The following is a 16,967-nucleotide window of genomic DNA, read 5'->3' as shown; positions in this document are numbered from 1 at the left end:
ATAAAGCTTTCCTTATATCAGCCGGGAACTTCCATGCGCGCCTCCTATCTCTTCACGTCCGAATCGGTGTCCGAAGGCCATCCCGATAAGGTCGCCGACCAGATCAGCGACGCGATCGTCGACCTGTTCCTGTCCAAGGATCCTGAGGCCCGCGTCGCCTGCGAGACGCTGACGACGACGCAGCTGGTCGTGCTCGCCGGCGAGATCCGCGGTCGCGGCGTGTACGAGGACGGTCAGTGGGCGGCGGGCGTGCAGGACGAGATTGAGGCGGCCGCGCGCGCGACGGTGAAGCGCATCGGTTACGAGCAGGCGGGATTTCACTGGAACGAATTCAAGTTCCTCAACAACTTGCATGGCCAGTCCGCCGAGATCGCGATGGGCGTCGACGAGTCCGGCAACAAGGACGAGGGCGCGGGCGACCAGGGTATCATGTTCGGCTATGCCACCGACGAGACGCCGGGCAAGATGCCGGCGACGCTCTATTACAGCCACAAGATCCTGGAGCGCATGGCCGCTGACCGCCACTCCGGCGCGGCCCCGTTCCTGGAGCCCGATGCCAAGAGCCAGGTGACGCTCCACTATGAGAACGAGATGCCGGTCCGCGCCACCGCGCTGGTCGTGTCGACCCAGCACAAGGCCGGCTATTGCGAGAAGGGCGACAACGCCGACGCCGCGAAATATGCCGAGCTGCGCGATTATGTGACCAAGGTAATGCACGACGTGCTGCCGGATGGCTTCATCACCGACGAGACCGCGATCTACATCAACCCGACCGGTGCCTTCGAGATCGGTGGGCCGGACGGCGATGCGGGCGTGACCGGGCGCAAGATCATCGTCGACACCTATGGCGGCGCCGCGCCCCATGGCGGCGGCGCGTTCAGCGGCAAGGACCCGACCAAGGTCGACCGTTCGGCCGCCTATGTCGCGCGCTACCTGGCGAAGAACGTCGTCGCCGCGGGGCTCGCCCGGCGCTGCACCATCCAGCTCTCCTATGCGATCGGCATTGCCGAGCCGCTGAGCGTCTATGTCGACACGCACGGCACCGGCACGGTGGACGAGGCGAAGCTGGAGGCGATCCTGCCCAAGCTCGTCCGCCTGACCCCCAAAGGCATCCGCCAGCACCTGTCGCTCAATGCACCGATCTATTCGAAGACGGCTGCCTATGGACATTTCGGCCGCGACGCCGAGGGCGACCATTTCACCTGGGAGCGCACCGACCTGGTCGACGCGCTGAAGGCCGAGCTGGCGGCGTGAGCGGGGCTGGCGGACAGGTTCGCCAGCTATTTCCCACCCTCGTCTATGAGGACGCGCTCGGCCACGATGCGCTGCTCGCCGACCTGGAGCATTCGGTCCGGGCGCTGGCGGCGGACGACGCCGCCGGAAGGCGGTGGGCGAAGGAGCATGGCTATCGGGGCTATACCTCCTATGCCTCGCTCGACGATCTGCCGGTGCGCGATCCGGCGTTTGGGGACCTGAAGCGGCACCTGGACCGCCACGTCGCTCGCTTCGCCGAGGCTTGCGCTTTCGACCTGTCGCGCAAGCTCAAGCTCGACTCGCTGTGGGTCAACCTGCTGCGCGGTGGCGGTGGACACACGGCGCATCTCCATCCGCACAGCGTCGTTTCCGGCACCCTCTACATCGCGCTGCCGGAGGGCTCGCGCGGGCTGAAGCTGGAGGACCCGCGCCTGCCGATGCTGATGGCCGCCCCCACCCGCCGGGCAGACGCGCCCGAGCCGATGCGAACCTTCGTCGAATTGACGCCCGCCCGCGGCACGGTGCTGTTGTGGGAGAGCTGGCTCCGCCACGAAGTGCCCGCCGGCACCGGCAGGGGCGAGCGGATCAGCATCAGCTTCAACTATCGGTGATGCGGAAGTTGAGGCGAAGTTGAGGCATAAACACAACCTATTCTGACGGTAAGCCGCTCGAATCGTTCGCAATGTCAAATAGCCACCGACCTGTGGCAGAGGCGAGTCGTGTAGGACAGCCCGGACCTTGAGCCGCTGGCATCCCCTGCCACGAGCGCCTAGAGCCGGCCCGCACAACCTCCACGAAAGTTCACTGAGAGATGGGTTTCCGCTGCGGCATCGTCGGGCTGCCGAACGTCGGCAAGTCGACGCTTTTCAACGCGCTCACCGAGACGGCGGCCGCGCAGGCCGCCAACTATCCGTTCTGCACGATCGAGCCCAATGTCGGCAACGTCGCAGTGCCCGACGAGCGGCTGCAGACGCTGGCGAAGCTTGCCGGGTCGGCCAAGATCATCGAAACGCAGCTCGGCTTCGTCGACATTGCCGGCCTCGTGCGCGGTGCATCGAAGGGCGAAGGACTGGGCAACCAGTTCCTGGGCAACATCCGCGAGGTCGATGCGATCGTCCATGTGCTGCGCTGCTTCGAGGACGACGACGTCACGCATGTCGAGGGCAAGGTCGACCCGATCGCCGACGCGGAGACGGTCGAGACCGAGCTGATGCTCGCCGATCTGGAAAGCCTGGAAAAGCGCGTCCCCAATCTGCAGAAGAAGGCCGCGCAGGGCGACAAGGATGCCAAGGCAGCCGCGACGGTGCTCGGCCGCGCGCTGGAGCTGCTGCGCGACGGCAAGCCCGCCCGACTGACGAAGGCGAGCGACCCCGAAGAGGCGCGGCACCTCGCCCAGGCGCAGCTGCTGACCGGCAAGCCGGTGCTCTATGTCTGCAACGTCGATGAGGCGCATGCGGCGGACGGCAACGAACAATCCGCGCGCGTCTTCACCAAGGCGGCGGCCGAGGGCGCGCAGGCCGTAGTCGTGTCGGCCGCAATCGAGGCGGAGATCGCGACCATGCCGGCCGACGAACGTGGCGAGTTCCTGGCCGAGCTGGGCCTGACCGAGACGGGGCTCGCGCGCGTCATCCGCGCCGGTTACGAACTGCTCCACCTGCTGACCTTCTTCACCGTCGGGCCCAAGGAAGCGCGCGCCTGGACGGTCGAGGTCGGCGCCAGGGCCCCGCAGGCGGCGGGCGCGATCCACTCCGATTTTGAGCGAGGCTTCATCCGCGCCGAGACCACCGCCTATGCCGATTTCGTCGCGCTGGGCGGCGAGGCCGGCGCGCGCGACGCAGGCAAGCTCCGGTCGGAGGGCAAGGAGTATGTCGTCCAAGACGGCGACGTGATGCTGTTCCGGTTCAACGTCTGAGGCGTGCCGCTGCTCACCCTCCTCGCCGCCGCGCAGGTGGCGCTGACCGCGCCCCCGCCGTTGCGGCCGGGGATCGCCGCCTTCCCTCGGGTCGTTCGTCCCGCGACGCCGGCGACACGGCGGATCAACACCGCGCTGGCAGCGCTCGATACACGGGTGCGGACCGCCGCAGCGGCGTGCCGGCGCGAGGGCGGCGCCGGCCGGAGCAGCTGGGAGCGACGGGTCGAGACGACGATGCGCGGTCCCGCGTTTGTCAGCTTCCTGGTCACCGACGACACCTATTGCGGCGGCGCTCACCCGAACAATGGCCACATCGCGATCGTCTATGACCTGGCCAGCGGGCGTCCGGTCGACTGGGCGACATTGCTGCCGCAGGCGCTGGTGGGTACGCAGGCGCTGACCACCGGCGATGACGGCGTGCGGGTGGTGACGCTCGCCTCGCCTCGGCTCACCGCGCTGTACCGGCAGGGTTACCGGTCGGGCCAGGACGATGCAGGCGTGGACGAACAATGCCGAGACGTCATCGCGGCGGATGCCGAAGGCGGCGCGATCGCGTTCATCGCCTGGCTGGACGGTCGCCGGCGCGGGTTGATGCTGCAGTACGACCTGCCGCACGCCGCCCAGGCCTGTTCCGTGCCGGTGCTGGTGCCGCTGACGGTGCTGCGGCGCGAGGGGGCCAGTCGCCGGCTGCTCGATGCGCTGGCGGTGGCGCGTTAAGGACGGTCAGCCGGCGGGCGTATCCAGCCGGGTGATGCGATCGGTGGCGGGCGGGGTCAGCGTTCCCGCCGCGCGGACATAGGTTTCGAAGGCGTCGATGTCCTCCGGGCCGCCGGCGAGGTCGGTGCCTTGCGTGAACACCGTGAAATTGTCGCCGCCAGCCGCCAGGAAGTTGCTGACCCCGACCCGGTAGGTCCGCGCGTCGTCGATCGGGCGGCCGTCCAGCCGCAGGTCGAGGATGCGCTGGCCCGCCGGGCGCCGCAGGTCGTAGCGATAGGTGACGTCGCGCGAGACCATCATCATGTTGGGCCGTGCGACGGTGTTGGAGGCGCTATCGAACTGCTGCTCCAGCACGGCGCGGATCTGCCGTCCCGTCATGCCCTTGACCTGGAGCACGTTGCCGAACGGCATGACGGCATAGAGCTGCCCATAGGTGACGCTGGCATCGGCCGCCGGGATCAGGTCGGCGCGCAGGCCCTCGCCGTTCATGAAGGCGAGGTCGGCGCCGGTCGCCTGGCGCTGCATGTCGGCGACCAAGTTGCCCGCGACCGATTCGCCCGAGGCGGTCCGCTGGCGGGTCGCCGGCCCGGACATCCGCCCCACGATACGGGCGGCGACCGGGCTGGCCGCGGCAACGTAACGCTTGACCAGCGCCGCGACGCGCGGTTCGGCGGGAAACACCGGATATTCCGGCCGCAGCGGCACGGGCCCGGCAGCACTCGCATAGGCGGCACCCTGGACGACCAAATTGTCGGCGCGCTTCGCGGTGACCCGGTGGGCGACCGGATCGACCAGTAACTCGATGTCGGTCAGCAAGGTGCCGTTGCGCCCGGCGCTGGTGACGAGGATGGGCCGCGTCGGGTCGATCGCGCCATAGTCGCAGACATAGGCCCGGTGGGTGTGGCCCGACACGACCAGGTCCACCGCCGGATCGAGCTGCGCCAGGATCGGCAGCAGGTCGCCGGACACCCCGCCGCAGCTTTTGTCGTTATAGCCGACCTTCGTATAGAGTCCTTGGTGGATCAGCACGACGACCGCGTCCGCGCCTTGCGCCTTGAGCTTGGGCACCAGCGCGTTGATCGTCTTCGCCTCGTCGTCGAAGGTCAGCGTCGCGACGGCGGTCGGCACCACCAGGCTCGGCGTGGTGCGCAGCGTTAGGCCGATGAAGCCGATGCGCGCGGTGCGCTTGCCCATCCCCACCGTGCGGATCGCGGTGGCTGGGAACAGCGTGCGACCGTCAGCGGTGCGCACATTGGCGGCGAGATAGCGGAACGACGCGCCGGGAAAGGTCGGGTCGACGCGGCAGGGCACACGCGCGGTATGCTTTGCGCAGCCGCCGCCCTGCAGACGCTTGAGCTCGTCCGGTCCCCGATCGAACTCGTGATTGCCAACCGCATTGAGGTCGAGTCCGATCAGGTTGAGCGCGAGGATGCTGGGTTCGTCGAGGAACTGCGACGATACGAAGGGCGAGGCGCTGGTCAGATCGCCGGCCGCGACGACCAGATTGTTGGGATTGCGCGCCTTCAGCCGTGCCACCGCCGAGGCCAGGTGCGCGGCGCCGCCGGCGGGGACGTTCACCGTCTCTCCCGAGGGGCCCGTGACCGGCACGCTCTGCCCGGGGGGTTCGAGCGCGCCGTGGAAATCGTTCAGTGCGATGATCTTGACCGCGATCGGTGCCGCAGGACGCTCGCCTAGACGCGGCGTCGCGCAACCACCCAGTGCGGCGAGCGTCAGCAGAAAGGACAGGCGGCGCATCACGTCCCCGGCTTTTGTTCAGGCCGGTCGGCCTTGGCACGGGCCCGGGGGAGTGTCACCACCGGACGACCTGGCTGGAGCGCGCGCATGCAGTATTTCGAGGATCTGGTGGTCGGCGCGAAGAGCAGCTTCGGACGCTATGCGGTGACGCGCGAGGAGGTGCTCGCGTTTGCCGAGAAGTTCGACCCGCAGCCCTTCCACCTTTCCGACGAAGCCGCCGCCGAGACCCATTTCGGCAGGCTGTCTGCGAGCGGCTGGCACACCGGTGCGATGTCGATGGCGATGCTCGTCGAGAACCTGAAGGCGCAGCGACAGGCGGGGCTGGGGTCGCCGGGGATGGACGAGCTGAGATGGCTCAAGCCCGTCTATCCTGGCGACGTGCTACGCTGCGAGACCGAGCTGTTGCACAAGCGCGTGTCCGCGACCCGGCCGGAGATGGGGATATTCAAGACAGCGCTCGTGGTGTTCAACCAGCATGACGAGCCGGTGATGAGCTATGTTTCCAACGGGCTGATCCGGACACGGCCCGCATAGGAGCAACCGTGCAACCCTTCGTCACCCCCGGCCTCGAGCCAGAGCCGCGCTACCTGCCTCAGCAGTAGAAGCGGGACCCCGGCTCGAGGCCGGGGAGACGATGGCACCAGCATCTAGTCGCGACGATCGCGGCGGTTCTCGCGGCGTAGCGCGCGGCGGTCCTGGCGCTGCTCCTGGCGATAGTTCTGCCGATCGTCGCGGCGCTCGGTGCGGAACTGCTCGCGGGTCACGGTGCCCTGACGGAACGCCTGGCGGTCCTGCTGGCGGTCCTGGCGGAACTCCTGACGGTCCTGGCGCTGGTCGCGCTGGAACGCCTGCCAGTTCTGCCGCACCTCGCGGCGGTCCTCGCGGTACTCGGCGCGACCGCCCGGGCCCTGATATTGCTGCCCGCGATACTGCTGCCGACCCTGCCAGTAACGCTGCTGCGTGGCGTTCCAGCGATAGGGGCGACGGTACGAGTCATAGACGTAGACGCCCGTGCCCGGATAATAATAGTCACCGTACCAGCCGTAATAATCGTTGCCGTAACCGGCATATCCCGGATAGCCGTTCCCGTAATAGCCGCTGTTATAGCCGACATCGACGCCGGTGTAGCCATAGCCGTCGGTGCAGGCGGTAGTGCCGAGGCCCAGGCCGAGCGCGAGTCCGACGGCCGCGAATGTCTTGATCATGGATGCTCTCCCACTGGAGCCGCGGCAGGTTACGCGCCGCAACGATGGGAGAACGAGGCGTTAACGTTCCGGTTCCCACGGCGTCGCCTCACATTTGGACGGAGCCGCTGCCTGCCCTGACGGGTCCCCGGATCGCTGGCGCGATCCGGGGCCTTCCGCTCAATGCTTCACGTTGCGCCAGACGTTGCGGTACGCACCGATCGTCAGGAAGATGAAGATGATGATGAAACCCAGCGCGCCGAGCCCGGCCGCGTGGCGGGATTCGAGGTTCGGCTCCGCCGTCCACACCAGGAACGCCGCGACGTCCTTTGCCATCTGGTCCCGGGTCGCCTTGGTGCCGTCGTCATAGGTCACCTGGCCGTCCGACGAGATCGGCGGCGGCATGGCGATGTTCAGGTTGGGAAAGGTCGGGTTGAAGTACAGGCCTTCCGGCGTCCGCGCGCCGGGGAATTTCTTCAGCAGCTCCTCGCCATGCTCGTTCTTGTAGCCTTCCTGCTCCTTATAGCCGTTCAGCAGCGAGTAGATGTAGTTGGCGCCGTCCTCGCGCGCCTTGACCATCAGCGACAGGTCGGGCGGCAGCGCATTGTTGTTGGCGGCGCGCCCGGCGATCTCGTTCAGATAGGGCGAGGGGAAGCGATCGGAGGGCACGTTCTTGCGCGTCATCGCCTCGCCGGTCTCGGGATTGCTGCTCGGCTGCTCGACCGGCCAGGCGGCGGCGAGCGCCTTCACCTGGCCCTCGCTGTAGCCGAGCTGCGTCAGGTTACGGAACGAGACGTACTTCAGGCTGTGACAGGCGGCGCAGACCTCCTGATAGACTTTCAGCCCGCGCTGCAGCTGCGCCTTGTCGAACTTGCCGAAGATGCTGTTCGACGGCAGGTCGGCATCGCGCGGGTCGACGTGGAATTCATGCTCGGCGGTTTCGGGCGTCGGGTTCTGGATCGCCTCCTTCGCGGTGAAGAAGAGCGCCAGCGCCAGCACGAAGACGAAGCCTGCGCCGATCACGATGGAGATGAGACGAGCCATACTGCGATTCTAGTCCTTTGAGTCTCTGCTCGCCTCAGCCCACCGCGGCCGTCTTGGCCGGCGACGTTCCGTCATGCTTCTCCAGCACCGCCTCGGTGATCGAGTTGGGCATCGCGCGCGGCCGCTCCGACATCGACACCAGCGGCAGGATGATGAGAAAGTGCGCGAAATAATACATGGTCGCGAGCTGCCCCAGCATGACGTTGCGCGGGGTCGCCTCGGCACCACCGACATAGCCGAGCAGGACGATGTCGAAGAGGAGGACGACCAGAAAGCGGCGATAGACCGGGCGGAAGTTCGCCGAGCGGATCGGCGAGCGGTCGATCCAGGGCAGGAAGAACAAGAGCAGGATGGATGCGAACATCGCGATCACGCCCCACAGCTTCGCATCGAGGATGAAGTTCGAGGTGAAGCTCTTCAGGATCGCGTAGAAGGGCAGGAAATACCATTCGGGCACGATATGCGCCGGCGTCGAAAGCGGGTTCGCCTCGATGTAATTGTCCGGATGGCCGAGCAGATTGGGCGTGAAGAAGATCAGAAAGGCAAAGATCAGAAAGAACACGCCCACCCCGACCGCGTCCTTGGCGGTGTAATAAGGGTGGAAGGGCACCGTATCCTGCTCGGCCTTCACCTCGACGCCGGTCGGGTTGGACGAGCCCGGGATGTGCAGCGCCCAGATGTGGAGGATGATCACGCCCGCGATCACGAACGGCAGCAGATAATGGAGCGAGAAGAAGCGGTTGAGCGCGGCATTGTCGGGCGCGAAGCCGCCGAGCAGCCAGATCCGGATCGATTCGCCGACCACCGGGATGGCCGAGAAGAAGCCGGTGATCACCTGCGCCCCCCAGAAGCTCATCTGACCCCAGGGCAGGACATAGCCCATGAACGCCGTCGCCATGATCAGCAGGAAGATGACGACGCCGAGCAGCCACACCATCTCGCGCGGCGGCTTGTACGATCCGTAATAGAGGCCGCGACCGATATGGATGTACACCACGGCCAGGAACATCGACGCACCGTTGGCATGGGCGTAGCGCAGGAACCAGCCCGCGTTGACGTCGCGCATGATGTGCTCGACTGAGCCGAAGGCGATCCCACCGTTGGCGGCATAGTGCATCCCCAGCGTCACGCCCGTGACGATCTGGATCACCAGCGCCGCGCCCGCGAGCACGCCGAAGTTCCAGAAATAGTTGAGGTTGCGCGGCACCGGATAGCCCGCGCCGATCGCGTTGTAGACGAGCCGCGGCAGCGGCAGCTTCTCGTCCAGCCACCGCATCAGCGGGACTTTCGGCTCGTAATGCTTGGCCCAGGGAAAGCTCATGATCGCCTCAGCCGACCGTCACGGTCGTGTCGGAGTTGAAGACATAGTCGGGAACGGCCAGGTTGGTCGGCGCCGGCCCCTGCCGGATGCGGCCGGCGGTGTCATAGGCCGAACCGTGGCACGGGCAGAAATAGCCGCCGAACGGCCCCTTGTTCTCGCCCTCGCCGGCACCCAGCGGCACGCAGCCGAGATGGGTGCAGACGCCGAGCGTGATCAGCCAGTTCTTCTTGCCCGCCTTGGTCCGCTCCTCAAGCGTCTGCTTGTCGCGCAGGTCGGCGATCGAGACCTGGTCTGCCGCCGCGACCTCGGCAGGCGTGAGATTGCGGACGAACAGCGGCTGCTTGCGGAACGATGCCTTGATCGCCTGGCCCGGCTGGATCTTGGACAGGTCGATCTCGGTGGTCGATTCCGCCAGCACGTCGGCGGACGGGTTCATCTGATTGACCAGCGGCAGCACGATCGCAACGACGCCCGCGCCGGCAAACGCGACGGTGGCGATGTTGAGGAAGTCGCGGCGGCGCGGATCGGTCACGTCCTCGTGCGCCAGCGCCGGGTTCTCGCCGGGGGGAAGCTGGTCGTCGACAGTCGCCATTCGTCGGGGCCCTTGAACAGATTGCGATCGCGGCACGGATGCGCCCGACCGGTTCCGCACAGCGGCGGAAGGAAACTCTGCCTCGCCCTTAAACGTGGGCGCCGACCTTTGCCAACATCCTTTTGCCCGCGCAACGAAGCGGGTTAACGAGGGACATGCGCGTCGCCCTCTATCAGCCCGAAATCGCCGGCAATGTCGGCGCCGTGCTGCGCACCGCCGCATGCCTGGGCGCGGACGTCGATCTGATCGAGCCGCTGGGCTTCGTGTGGGACGACAAGCGTGTCGCGCGGGCGGCGATGGACTACATCGACCATGTCGCGGTGCGGCGGCACACCGACTGGAGGGCGTTCGAGGCGACGCTCGCCGGCCGGCTGGTGCTCGCCACCACACGCGGCGCGACCGACCTGTGGGGCACGCGGTTCAAGGCCGACGACGTGCTGCTGTTCGGCTCGGAAGGCGCAGGGGTGCCCGAGGCGGTCCACGCCCGCGCCGAGCTGGCGGTGCGGGTGCCCGTCCGCCCCGGCTTGCGCTCGCTCAACCTGTCGGTGACAGTCGGGATCGTGCTGGCGGAGGCGCTGCGGCAGACCGGGTGACGCCGGAGCGCCGGGCAGTCACCGCCGCCGCCTGCTGCTCAGCGGCAGCAGGACCAGGCCGAGGATCGTCGCCAGCAGCGCCAGTGCCGCGAAGCCGATCAGGACGGGATGGCTGGAGTTCTCCCGGCTCGACAGGTCCATGATGTGCAGGCCCCACATCCAGTCGAACGCTCGCCATTGTTCGGTGCGCAGCGCCAGCACCTGGCCGGTATCGGCGTCGAGGTAGACCCGGTCGCCGCCCGCGAACATCACGCCCCAGGCCGGGCGCGCGCGCCGCAGGTCCAGCGGCGGCTGTTCGGCGGTGCTGCGCGTGACCCGCTCGATCGCGGTGGGCTTCGCAAGCGCGGCGGCGGCAAGCAGGCGTGCTTCCGGCTCGGCGACCGGTGCCAGCCCTCGACCCGAGACCGGGTCGGCGCGAAAGCTTGCTCCGTCCGGGCGCACCGCGATCCAGACCAGCCGGTCGCCTTGCCGCTCAAGCGCCAGCGCCTTCAGGGAGCCGGGGGGCGTGCGCAGCGCGGCGGGCGCAACCAGCGGCGCGAGTGGCGCGCGGAGGCCGGTGCCCCGGACCTCGTCGATCGGGCGGGCGACCATCCACAGGCCGCTGAGCGTCCAGAACAGCAGCGGCACGCCCGCGACCCAGGCGAGCCAGACATGGAGCCGCTGCAGGATATGGCGAGAGCGCATGCCGCGCGATGCCCGCTCGATCCGATACGCACAAGGTCGCGCAAGGGGCTCACTGCGCCAACCCGTGCATGCCGCCCCGGACTCGCGCCTCGACCCTCTCCACCCGCGCTGCTAAGGCATAAACCGATGCGATCCCGCGACGACGCGTTCCCGATCAGCCCTGCGCCGCGCGCGACATGGGACTGACCCCGGTCGCCAACGACCGGCTGGCGACGGTAGTCACCACGCTGGAGATGCGCGAACGGCCGCGAGCCAGACCCCTGCCCTCCTCGTCGCTGCGGCTGGTGCGCTGGCACGCGCCGGAGCCGGAACGATACCGCACCCTGTTCCGTCGCGTCGGCGCGCCCTGGCTGTGGTTCTCGCGCCTGGCGCTCGACGATACGGCGCTGATCGCTGCCACGCACCGAGACCGGACACAGGTCCATGCCGTGCTCGACCGGCAGGGCGTGGAGGTGGGAATGCTGGAACTGACCCATCCAGAAGACGGCTGGTGCGCGCTCGATTATTTCGGCGTGGTGCCGGAGCTGACCGGACAGGGACACGGTCGCTGGCTGATGGCGCTGACGATGCAGCTCGCCTGGCGGCCGGGGGTGTCGTTGGTGCGGGTCAACACCTGCACGCTCGATCATCCGCGCGCGCTGGGCTTTTATCGGGCGCACGGGTTCGTGGCGGTGAAGCGGACGGTGGAGACCTTTGCCGATCCGCGTGTGCTGGGCCTGCTGCCCGCCGATGCAGCGCCTCAGGTGCCCCTGCTCGCCAACCGGCGATAGGCGGCGACCGCGAGCAGCGCCGTCACCAGCGCCGCCAATGCCGCGAGCGCGGCCGCCAGCGCGTCCACCGTCGCGAGCGCGAGCGGGTTGGCGCCGCCCGGCCGGTCCCGCAGCCAGGCATCGAGCGCGAGCAGCGGCTGCGGCACGAACCAGCTCAGCGCCAGCGTCGCGGCGGTGACGCCGGTCAGCGGCAGTCCGGCGCCGCGGGTCAGCGCGAAGCCGCGCCCGATCGCGCCGACCGCGCTCAATGGCCGCTCCGCCACCAGCGCCGGCCCGGCCGGCATGAAGCGGCCGAGAATATAGAGGCCGGGAAGCCAGAGCAGCGCCAGCCCGCCGAGCGCCATCATCCCGACGAGCAGGCTCATCAGCATGAACCGCGGCCACAGCGCCGCCGCCCGGCCCAGCGCCTCGCCAAGCGTAGGCCGTTCGCGGTCGAGGTAGAGCGTGTACACCGTCGCGGTACCCCAGGCGCCGATCGCGACGCCGAGCAGATACCAGCCGCCATAGGTCGTCAGCCACTGTGCAAACGCCTGGATCGCCGCGTTCGCCTCTGGCGTGCCGCGCGCCGCGCCCTCGGGCAATCCGGGCGCGGGCGGGATCAGCAGCGCCAGCGCAAAGGCGGGCAGGAACCAGAACGGGCCCGCCAGCCCCAGCAGCAGCTCGCGGTCGCGGCGGAACAGCCGGGCGGCGTCGGCCACCAGATCGGTGGCACGCACGGTCATGCGGCGGGCGCCGCCCCGCCCGCCCGCAATGCCGCGTACAGGCGCGCGCCGAACACCGCGACGACGGTTGCGAAGGCGGCCGCGACCAGCGCCGCCGCCAGCGCGCCGATAAAGGTCGCGGTGGTGATGTGCTCCGCGCCGAGCAGCAGGCGCGCGGCGGTGCCGACGACCGCCTGCGCGGCCCAGCTCGCGACCATGAACACGACTCCGAACAGGAGCACCACCCCGATCAGGCGCCAGGTCATGCCCCGGGTCAGCCGCAGCGCGCGTCCGAACGCGCCGATCCGCCGCCGCTCGTGCAGCGCGACCGGCAGGAGCGGCAGCAGCCGCGCGTAGAGCCACAGCGCGACCAGCAGCAGCAGCAAACCGTAAACGAACAGGAACAGCGCGACGCCCGGCGCCAGCTTCGGCGCGCCCGCCCCGCCTGCGCGCTGCACGGCCGCCTGGAAGTCATAGCCGTTGGCGGCCAGCACCCCCACCGTCGGCAACGCGGCCACGACCGCGACCGCGATCGCGACCAGCATCAGCAGCAAGGCGGCGGGCAGGCGCGCGGTGGCCTGCCGCCCAGCCGCTGCACGCGACGCCGCCGGGTCGTTGGCGAGGCCGATCACCGTCAGCGATCCCCAGACGCTCGCCACCAGTGCAACCAGGGTGACCACGGCGGAGAGCAGCGCGACCCCGGTCGAGGTGCCGCCATAGGCCGCTACCGCCGCCTGCCCCGCGCTGGGCAGGAAGAAGGCGAGGAACGCGATCGACGCGAGCAGTCCGCCCCGTCGACCCAGCACCTCGGTCGTGCCGTCCCACACGCTGTCGATCCTGACCATGGTGCTCCCCTTGCTCGTTCCGAGTGCGTCTAGGGGCGCAGCGCGGGACGGGCAACGGTTGCGCGCGGCCGGATCGCGCCGCACATGCGCGACGTGAGCGAGCTACCCCCTCCCGAATGGCGCGTCACGCCGGGGCTGACCCCCTATGCCGACGCGCTGACAGAAATGGAGGCGCGTGCCGCGGCCGTATCGCAAGGGTCGGCGAGCGAGCTGATCTGGCTGCTCGAGCATCCGCCGGTCTATACCGCCGGCACCAGCGCCAAGGCGGCGGACCTGCTCGATCCGCGCTTCCCGGTCGTCGCGGCCGGGCGTGGCGGGCAATATACCTATCACGGGCCGGGGCAGCGGGTGGGCTATCTGGTGCTCGACCTCAACCGGCGCGGGCGCGACGTGCGCTGCTTCGTGCATAGCCTGGAGGGATGGGTCATCGCCGCGCTGGCGGAGCTGGGAGTGACGGCGTTCCGCGCGCCGGGCCGGGTCGGGATCTGGACGATGGATGCGGGCCGGGAGGCGAAGATCGGCGCGATCGGCGTGCGGGTGAAACGCTGGGTGACGCTGCACGGCTTCGCGATCAACGTCCGTCCCGATCTGACGCATTTCGCCGGGATCGTCCCGTGCGGGCTGCCGCAATTCGCGGTGACGAGCCTCCACGCCATGGCCCGCGACGTGAAAATGCATGACTTGGATCAAGCATTGCACACAAACGCGCCCACATTCCTTGATACTCTTTCTTGCAGGCGCGAAATCGAGGCTTGAGAGAATGCGGTAAAGCGTTTAATGCCCACGTTGATTTGGGACTTAAGGGCCAGCCAGCCGTCCAAATCCTCAATCCAAGGGAGCTTTCCAAATGCGTGCAATCATCTCCAAGGTTCTGACCGGCTCGCTCGTTGCCGGTGCCGCCCTCATGGTTTCGGCCTGCGGTCCCAAGACCGAGACGACGACGACCGACAACACGATGGTCACCGACATGAACACCACCGGCGACATGGGGACGATGAACGACTCCATGACCACGCTGGACAGCGGTGCGAACACCGGCATGATGGCGAACGACACCATGATGGCGAACGACACCATGATGTCCAACACCGCGACCACCAACGCGATGTAATCATCCATCCCCCTACGGGGTTGATGGATCGAAAGGGCCGTCCGGGCGACCGGGCGGCCCTTTTTCGGTGCGGGATGCGGGCAGCGGAGCCGCGCAGCGGTTCCGTTTGACGGCCTGGCGGAGACTGTGTCAGCTCGCCACGGCAAAGCCGCGTCGTCGACCGGCGCGAGCATGCGTTGGCTGGGCTGGTCGACGTGTGCCCGGTCTGCGACCGGGCGCTCTTTGCCTTCGCCTTAAAGCTTGGGTTCAACAAGCAACCGCTCTACTGCTCTGGTTAACAGCCAGGACGAGAGCGAGAAATGAAGCGTAAGGCGTTGATTCTGGGCATGGCGCTGGCGGGGATGACCGCAGCGCCCGCATCCGCCCAATTCTATCTGAAGAGCAAGACGTTCGGCGGCGAGCCGGTGCGCGGCGACGAGCCGGGGATCGGCCAGCCGCTGCCCGGCGCGACGCCGGCGGAGCTGCGCGCGTCGCTGGTGTGGAACATGCGCGCGGCGCTCAATGTCGCGGCGCTGCAATGCCAGTTCGAGCCCACCCTGCTGACCGTGCTCAACTACAACGCGACGCTGAAGGACCACAGTGTCGAGCTGAAGGGCGCGTTCGACACGCTGACCAAATATTTCGCGCGGACCGCCAAGTCCAAGCCCGCCGGCCAGACCGCGCTCGACCAGTTCGGCACCCGCACCTATTCGTCCTTCGTGACCGTCGGCGGGCAGCTGAGCTTCTGCCAGACCGCCGCGGCGATCGGGCGCGACGCGGTGTTCCAGCCGCGCGGCAGCTTCGGCACCCTGGCGGCGAACCGCATGGCGGAGCTGCGCCAGACGCTGGTCGGCTCCTATGGCGAGCAGGCACTGTCGCGGATGGGCTATATCCCGCCCCGCCTGCCGCGGCTCGACCCGGTGTGCTGGAGCAAGAAGGGCGAGTGGGTCGCCAAGAAATGCGGGCCGCTGGTCTGGCCGACGGCCTGACCGCATAACTCCGTTCGCCCGAAGCGAAGGGCGTGTACTTCGACTTCGCTCAGCACGAACGCGGGTCAGGGGCAGTCTCGAAGCCGCATCACCGCAGGCCCAGTAGCTTGTGGGTCTGGAGGCTGAGCCGCCAGACCGGCCGTGCCATGACGAGCGCGATCGCGGCGGCCTGGTGGGCGGCCGCGTCGCGATCGTCGAGCGGCTGGATCAGGCGGTGCGCGAAGTCCCACCGTTCGATCTCGTGCAGGTCGATTCCTGTTTGCGGCCAGACCAGTTTGAGCTCGTCGCCGGTGCGCTGGACGACGATGCTCCCCGCCTTGGGGCTGATGCACAGCCAGTCGAGGCCGGGATGCGCGGGCAGCGTGCCGTTGCTTTCCATCGCGACGCTAAAGCCGCGGGCATGGAGCGCGTCGACCAGCGCATCGTCGACCTGCAGCATCGGCTCGCCGCCGGTCAGAACCGTGAAGCGACCATCGCCGGCCTCTCCCCAAGCCTGTGCCACCGTGTCCGCCAAGGCCCCTGCGTCCGCGAACTTGCCGCCGCCGTCGCCATCGGTGCCGACAAAATCGGTGTCGCAGAACCGGCACACGGCGTGGGCGCGATCCTCCTCGCGCCCGGACCACAGGTTGCAGCCGGCGAAGCGCACGAACACCGCGCGGCGGCCCGCGTTCACGCCCTCGCCCTGCAGCGTCAGGAACAGCTCCTTGACGGCGTAGCTCATGACATCGCGGCGTAGCCGGTCGGGTCCTCGACACACGCCTCGACGAAGCCCTTGTGGCGCAGCCGGCAGCTGTCGCACAGGCCGCAGTGCAGCGCCTCGGCGGTCGGGTCGTAGCACGACCAGCTCAGCCCCATGTCAAGCTCCAGCCGCGCGCCCTCGCGAACGATGTCGGCCTTGGTCATATTTTGCAGCGGCGCCTGGATGCGGAACGGGCGGCCCTCGACGCCTGCCTTGGTGGCGAGCTCCGCCAGCGCCTCGAACCCGGCGATGAACTCCGGCCGGCAATCGGGATAGCCGGAATAGTCGAGCGCGTTGACGCCGATGAACAGATCGCGCGCGCCGCCCGCCTCGGCCCAGCCGAGCGCCAGCGACAGGAAGATCGTGTTGCGCGCGGGCACATAGGTGACGGGAATGCCCTCCCCCACACCCTCCTTGGGCACCGCGATGTCGGCGGTCAGCGCGGAGCCGCCGAACGCGGAGAGGTCGAGCGGCAGGACGACGTGACGCTCGGCACCGAGCGCGGCAGCGATCCGGCGCGCGGCGGCGAGCTCGACGCCGTGGCGCTGGCTGTAGTCGACCGACAGCGCCAGCAGCCGGAACCCGGCCGCGCGGGCAAGGGCGGCAGCGACGAAGGAATCGAGCCCGCCGGACAGCAGCACGACGGCGGTTGAGCTGGTCATCGTGCGCGCGCTAGGCGGCGCCCTGCCGCGCCGCAACGAAAAACGGGCCGCGGTGAAGCGGCCCGAGGCTGTATCCTTGGGAGAATAGCGTGCTGAAGAGCACGATCCAGGTCTT

General features: G+C 68.4%; 20 protein-coding genes. 10 read left to right on the top strand and 10 right to left on the bottom strand.

Annotation, left to right across the window (positions count from 1 at the left end; all coding sequences use genetic code 11):
- The first annotated feature begins 33 nt into the window (after positions 1–33).
- The 4 genes from metK (at position 34) to VFQ64_RS06200 (ending at position 3,883) form a co-directional block, all read left to right on the top strand.
- Positions 34–1,254 (top strand): methionine adenosyltransferase, encoded by a 1,221-nt coding sequence (gene metK, locus VFQ64_RS06215; RefSeq protein WP_325102429.1) that lies wholly within the window; start codon positions 34–36, stop codon positions 1,252–1,254.
- Positions 1,251–1,865 carry a TIGR02466 family protein gene (locus VFQ64_RS06210; RefSeq protein WP_325102428.1) on the top strand — a complete coding sequence of 205 codons (615 nt, stop codon included), beginning with the start codon at positions 1,251–1,253 and terminating at the stop codon, positions 1,863–1,865. The genes metK and VFQ64_RS06210 overlap by 4 nt, the downstream gene beginning before the upstream one ends.
- Positions 1,866–2,065: 200 nt before the next feature.
- On the top strand, positions 2,066–3,166 hold the full coding sequence (ychF, locus tag VFQ64_RS06205; protein ID WP_325102427.1) for a redox-regulated ATPase YchF: 1,101 nt from the start codon (positions 2,066–2,068) through the stop codon (positions 3,164–3,166).
- A gap of 3 nt (positions 3,167–3,169) precedes the next feature.
- Positions 3,170–3,883: a hypothetical protein gene (locus tag VFQ64_RS06200; RefSeq protein ID WP_325102426.1), complete on the top strand. Its 714-nt coding sequence runs from the start codon at positions 3,170–3,172 to the stop codon at positions 3,881–3,883.
- 6 nt (positions 3,884–3,889) lie between these two features.
- On the opposite strand, the gene VFQ64_RS06195 is transcribed toward VFQ64_RS06200, so the two are convergent.
- Entirely contained in the window at positions 3,890–5,638 is a 1,749-nt protein-coding gene (locus tag VFQ64_RS06195; protein WP_325102458.1) for a bifunctional metallophosphatase/5'-nucleotidase, read from the bottom strand.
- Positions 5,639–5,725: 87 nt separating this feature from the next.
- Here VFQ64_RS06195 and VFQ64_RS06190 point away from each other — a divergent pair, with 87 nt between their 5' ends.
- Complete coding sequence (locus VFQ64_RS06190) at positions 5,726–6,172, top strand: MaoC family dehydratase (RefSeq protein WP_325102425.1); 447 nt, start codon at positions 5,726–5,728, stop codon at positions 6,170–6,172.
- 113 nt (positions 6,173–6,285) lie between these two features.
- Here the strand turns inward: VFQ64_RS06190 and VFQ64_RS06185 are convergent, their stop codons facing one another.
- The 4 genes from VFQ64_RS06185 to petA all read right to left on the bottom strand — a co-directional run bounded on the left by VFQ64_RS06185 (position 6,286) and on the right by petA (position 9,779).
- A complete protein-coding gene (locus tag VFQ64_RS06185) occupies positions 6,286–6,843 on the bottom strand; it encodes a hypothetical protein (RefSeq protein WP_325102424.1) in 558 nt (185 codons plus the stop codon).
- Positions 6,844–7,002: 159 nt separating this feature from the next.
- Entirely contained in the window at positions 7,003–7,866 is an 864-nt protein-coding gene (locus VFQ64_RS06180) for a cytochrome c1 (RefSeq protein WP_325102423.1), read from the bottom strand.
- 34 nt (positions 7,867–7,900) lie between these two features.
- A complete protein-coding gene (locus tag VFQ64_RS06175; RefSeq protein ID WP_325102422.1) occupies positions 7,901–9,187 on the bottom strand; it encodes a cytochrome b/b6 in 1,287 nt (428 codons plus the stop codon).
- Between the two features lie 7 nt (positions 9,188–9,194).
- A complete protein-coding gene (petA, locus tag VFQ64_RS06170; protein ID WP_325102421.1) occupies positions 9,195–9,779 on the bottom strand; it encodes a ubiquinol-cytochrome c reductase iron-sulfur subunit in 585 nt (194 codons plus the stop codon).
- A gap of 155 nt (positions 9,780–9,934) precedes the next feature.
- Here petA and VFQ64_RS06165 point away from each other — a divergent pair, with 155 nt between their 5' ends.
- Positions 9,935–10,372, top strand: coding sequence for a tRNA (cytidine(34)-2'-O)-methyltransferase (locus tag VFQ64_RS06165; RefSeq protein WP_325102420.1), 438 nt, complete (start codon positions 9,935–9,937; stop codon positions 10,370–10,372).
- An 18-nt stretch (positions 10,373–10,390) separates the two neighbouring features.
- On the opposite strand, the gene VFQ64_RS06160 is transcribed toward VFQ64_RS06165, so the two are convergent.
- Positions 10,391–11,056, bottom strand: coding sequence for a PepSY domain-containing protein (locus tag VFQ64_RS06160; protein WP_325102419.1), 666 nt, complete (start codon positions 11,054–11,056; stop codon positions 10,391–10,393).
- Positions 11,057–11,232: 176 nt separating this feature from the next.
- Here VFQ64_RS06160 and VFQ64_RS06155 point away from each other — a divergent pair, with 176 nt between their 5' ends.
- Positions 11,233–11,826, top strand: coding sequence for a GNAT family N-acetyltransferase (locus tag VFQ64_RS06155; protein ID WP_325102418.1), 594 nt, complete (start codon positions 11,233–11,235; stop codon positions 11,824–11,826).
- On the opposite strand, the gene VFQ64_RS06150 is transcribed toward VFQ64_RS06155, so the two are convergent.
- Positions 11,796–12,548: a hypothetical protein gene (locus VFQ64_RS06150; protein ID WP_325102417.1), complete on the bottom strand. Its 753-nt coding sequence runs from the start codon at positions 12,546–12,548 to the stop codon at positions 11,796–11,798. The genes VFQ64_RS06155 and VFQ64_RS06150 overlap by 31 nt on opposite strands.
- The gene (locus VFQ64_RS06145; protein WP_325102416.1) at positions 12,545–13,372 is read right to left on the bottom strand and encodes a hypothetical protein; all 828 of its coding nucleotides are present in this window, start codon (positions 13,370–13,372) and stop codon (positions 12,545–12,547) included. Before VFQ64_RS06145 ends, VFQ64_RS06150 begins: the two co-directional genes overlap by 4 nt.
- A gap of 84 nt (positions 13,373–13,456) precedes the next feature.
- Between VFQ64_RS06145 and lipB the strand changes: the two genes are divergently transcribed.
- The 3 genes from lipB (at position 13,457) to VFQ64_RS06130 (ending at position 15,451) form a co-directional block, all read left to right on the top strand.
- Entirely contained in the window at positions 13,457–14,128 is a 672-nt protein-coding gene (gene lipB, locus VFQ64_RS06140) for a lipoyl(octanoyl) transferase LipB (protein WP_325102415.1), read from the top strand.
- Between the two features lie 91 nt (positions 14,129–14,219).
- Positions 14,220–14,483, top strand: coding sequence for a hypothetical protein (locus VFQ64_RS06135; RefSeq protein WP_325102414.1), 264 nt, complete (start codon positions 14,220–14,222; stop codon positions 14,481–14,483).
- A gap of 299 nt (positions 14,484–14,782) precedes the next feature.
- Positions 14,783–15,451 (top strand): hypothetical protein, encoded by a 669-nt coding sequence (locus VFQ64_RS06130; RefSeq protein ID WP_325102413.1) that lies wholly within the window; start codon positions 14,783–14,785, stop codon positions 15,449–15,451.
- Between the two features lie 88 nt (positions 15,452–15,539).
- Here the strand turns inward: VFQ64_RS06130 and queE are convergent, their stop codons facing one another.
- Positions 15,540–16,172 carry a 7-carboxy-7-deazaguanine synthase gene (gene queE / locus VFQ64_RS06125; protein WP_325102412.1) on the bottom strand — a complete coding sequence of 211 codons (633 nt, stop codon included), beginning with the start codon at positions 16,170–16,172 and terminating at the stop codon, positions 15,540–15,542.
- The gene (gene queC / locus VFQ64_RS06120; protein WP_325102411.1) at positions 16,169–16,852 is read right to left on the bottom strand and encodes a 7-cyano-7-deazaguanine synthase QueC; all 684 of its coding nucleotides are present in this window, start codon (positions 16,850–16,852) and stop codon (positions 16,169–16,171) included. The genes queE and queC overlap by 4 nt, the downstream gene beginning before the upstream one ends.
- Positions 16,853–16,967 lie beyond the last annotated feature (115 nt).

The organism is Sphingomonas sp., from assembly GCF_035714405.1.
Lineage (GTDB): Bacteria > Pseudomonadota > Alphaproteobacteria > Sphingomonadales > Sphingomonadaceae > Sphingomonas.
Note: the sequence above shows the minus strand (reverse complement) of the source record. Positions and strands in the feature narration are given on the sequence as shown.

Excerpts from the sequence above, each read along its gene's own strand:
- VFQ64_RS06195 (WP_325102458.1), bottom strand. The coding sequence starts at position 5,638 with ATGCGCCGCCTGTCCTTTCTGCTGACGCTCGCCGCACTGGGTGGTTGC.
- VFQ64_RS06130 (WP_325102413.1), top strand. The coding sequence starts at position 14,783 with ATGAAGCGTAAGGCGTTGATTCTGGGCATGGCGCTGGCGGGGATGACC.
- VFQ64_RS06180 (WP_325102423.1), bottom strand. The coding sequence starts at position 7,866 with ATGGCTCGTCTCATCTCCATCGTGATCGGCGCAGGCTTCGTCTTCGTG.
- VFQ64_RS06175 (WP_325102422.1), bottom strand. The coding sequence starts at position 9,187 with ATGAGCTTTCCCTGGGCCAAGCATTACGAGCCGAAAGTCCCGCTGATG.
- ychF (WP_325102427.1), top strand. The coding sequence starts at position 2,066 with ATGGGTTTCCGCTGCGGCATCGTCGGGCTGCCGAACGTCGGCAAGTCG.
- VFQ64_RS06150 (WP_325102417.1), bottom strand. The coding sequence starts at position 12,548 with ATGACCGTGCGTGCCACCGATCTGGTGGCCGACGCCGCCCGGCTGTTC.
- VFQ64_RS06185 (WP_325102424.1), bottom strand. The coding sequence starts at position 6,843 with ATGATCAAGACATTCGCGGCCGTCGGACTCGCGCTCGGCCTGGGCCTC.
- petA (WP_325102421.1), bottom strand. The coding sequence starts at position 9,779 with ATGGCGACTGTCGACGACCAGCTTCCCCCCGGCGAGAACCCGGCGCTG.
- VFQ64_RS06145 (WP_325102416.1), bottom strand. The coding sequence starts at position 13,372 with ATGGTCAGGATCGACAGCGTGTGGGACGGCACGACCGAGGTGCTGGGT.
- VFQ64_RS06190 (WP_325102425.1), top strand. The coding sequence starts at position 5,726 with ATGCAGTATTTCGAGGATCTGGTGGTCGGCGCGAAGAGCAGCTTCGGA.
- VFQ64_RS06135 (WP_325102414.1), top strand. The coding sequence starts at position 14,220 with ATGCGTGCAATCATCTCCAAGGTTCTGACCGGCTCGCTCGTTGCCGGT.
- queE (WP_325102412.1), bottom strand. The coding sequence starts at position 16,172 with ATGAGCTACGCCGTCAAGGAGCTGTTCCTGACGCTGCAGGGCGAGGGC.
- queC (WP_325102411.1), bottom strand. The coding sequence starts at position 16,852 with ATGACCAGCTCAACCGCCGTCGTGCTGCTGTCCGGCGGGCTCGATTCC.
- metK (WP_325102429.1), top strand. The coding sequence starts at position 34 with ATGCGCGCCTCCTATCTCTTCACGTCCGAATCGGTGTCCGAAGGCCAT.
- VFQ64_RS06155 (WP_325102418.1), top strand. The coding sequence starts at position 11,233 with ATGGGACTGACCCCGGTCGCCAACGACCGGCTGGCGACGGTAGTCACC.
- lipB (WP_325102415.1), top strand. The coding sequence starts at position 13,457 with ATGCGCGACGTGAGCGAGCTACCCCCTCCCGAATGGCGCGTCACGCCG.
- VFQ64_RS06165 (WP_325102420.1), top strand. The coding sequence starts at position 9,935 with ATGCGCGTCGCCCTCTATCAGCCCGAAATCGCCGGCAATGTCGGCGCC.
- VFQ64_RS06160 (WP_325102419.1), bottom strand. The coding sequence starts at position 11,056 with ATGCGCTCTCGCCATATCCTGCAGCGGCTCCATGTCTGGCTCGCCTGG.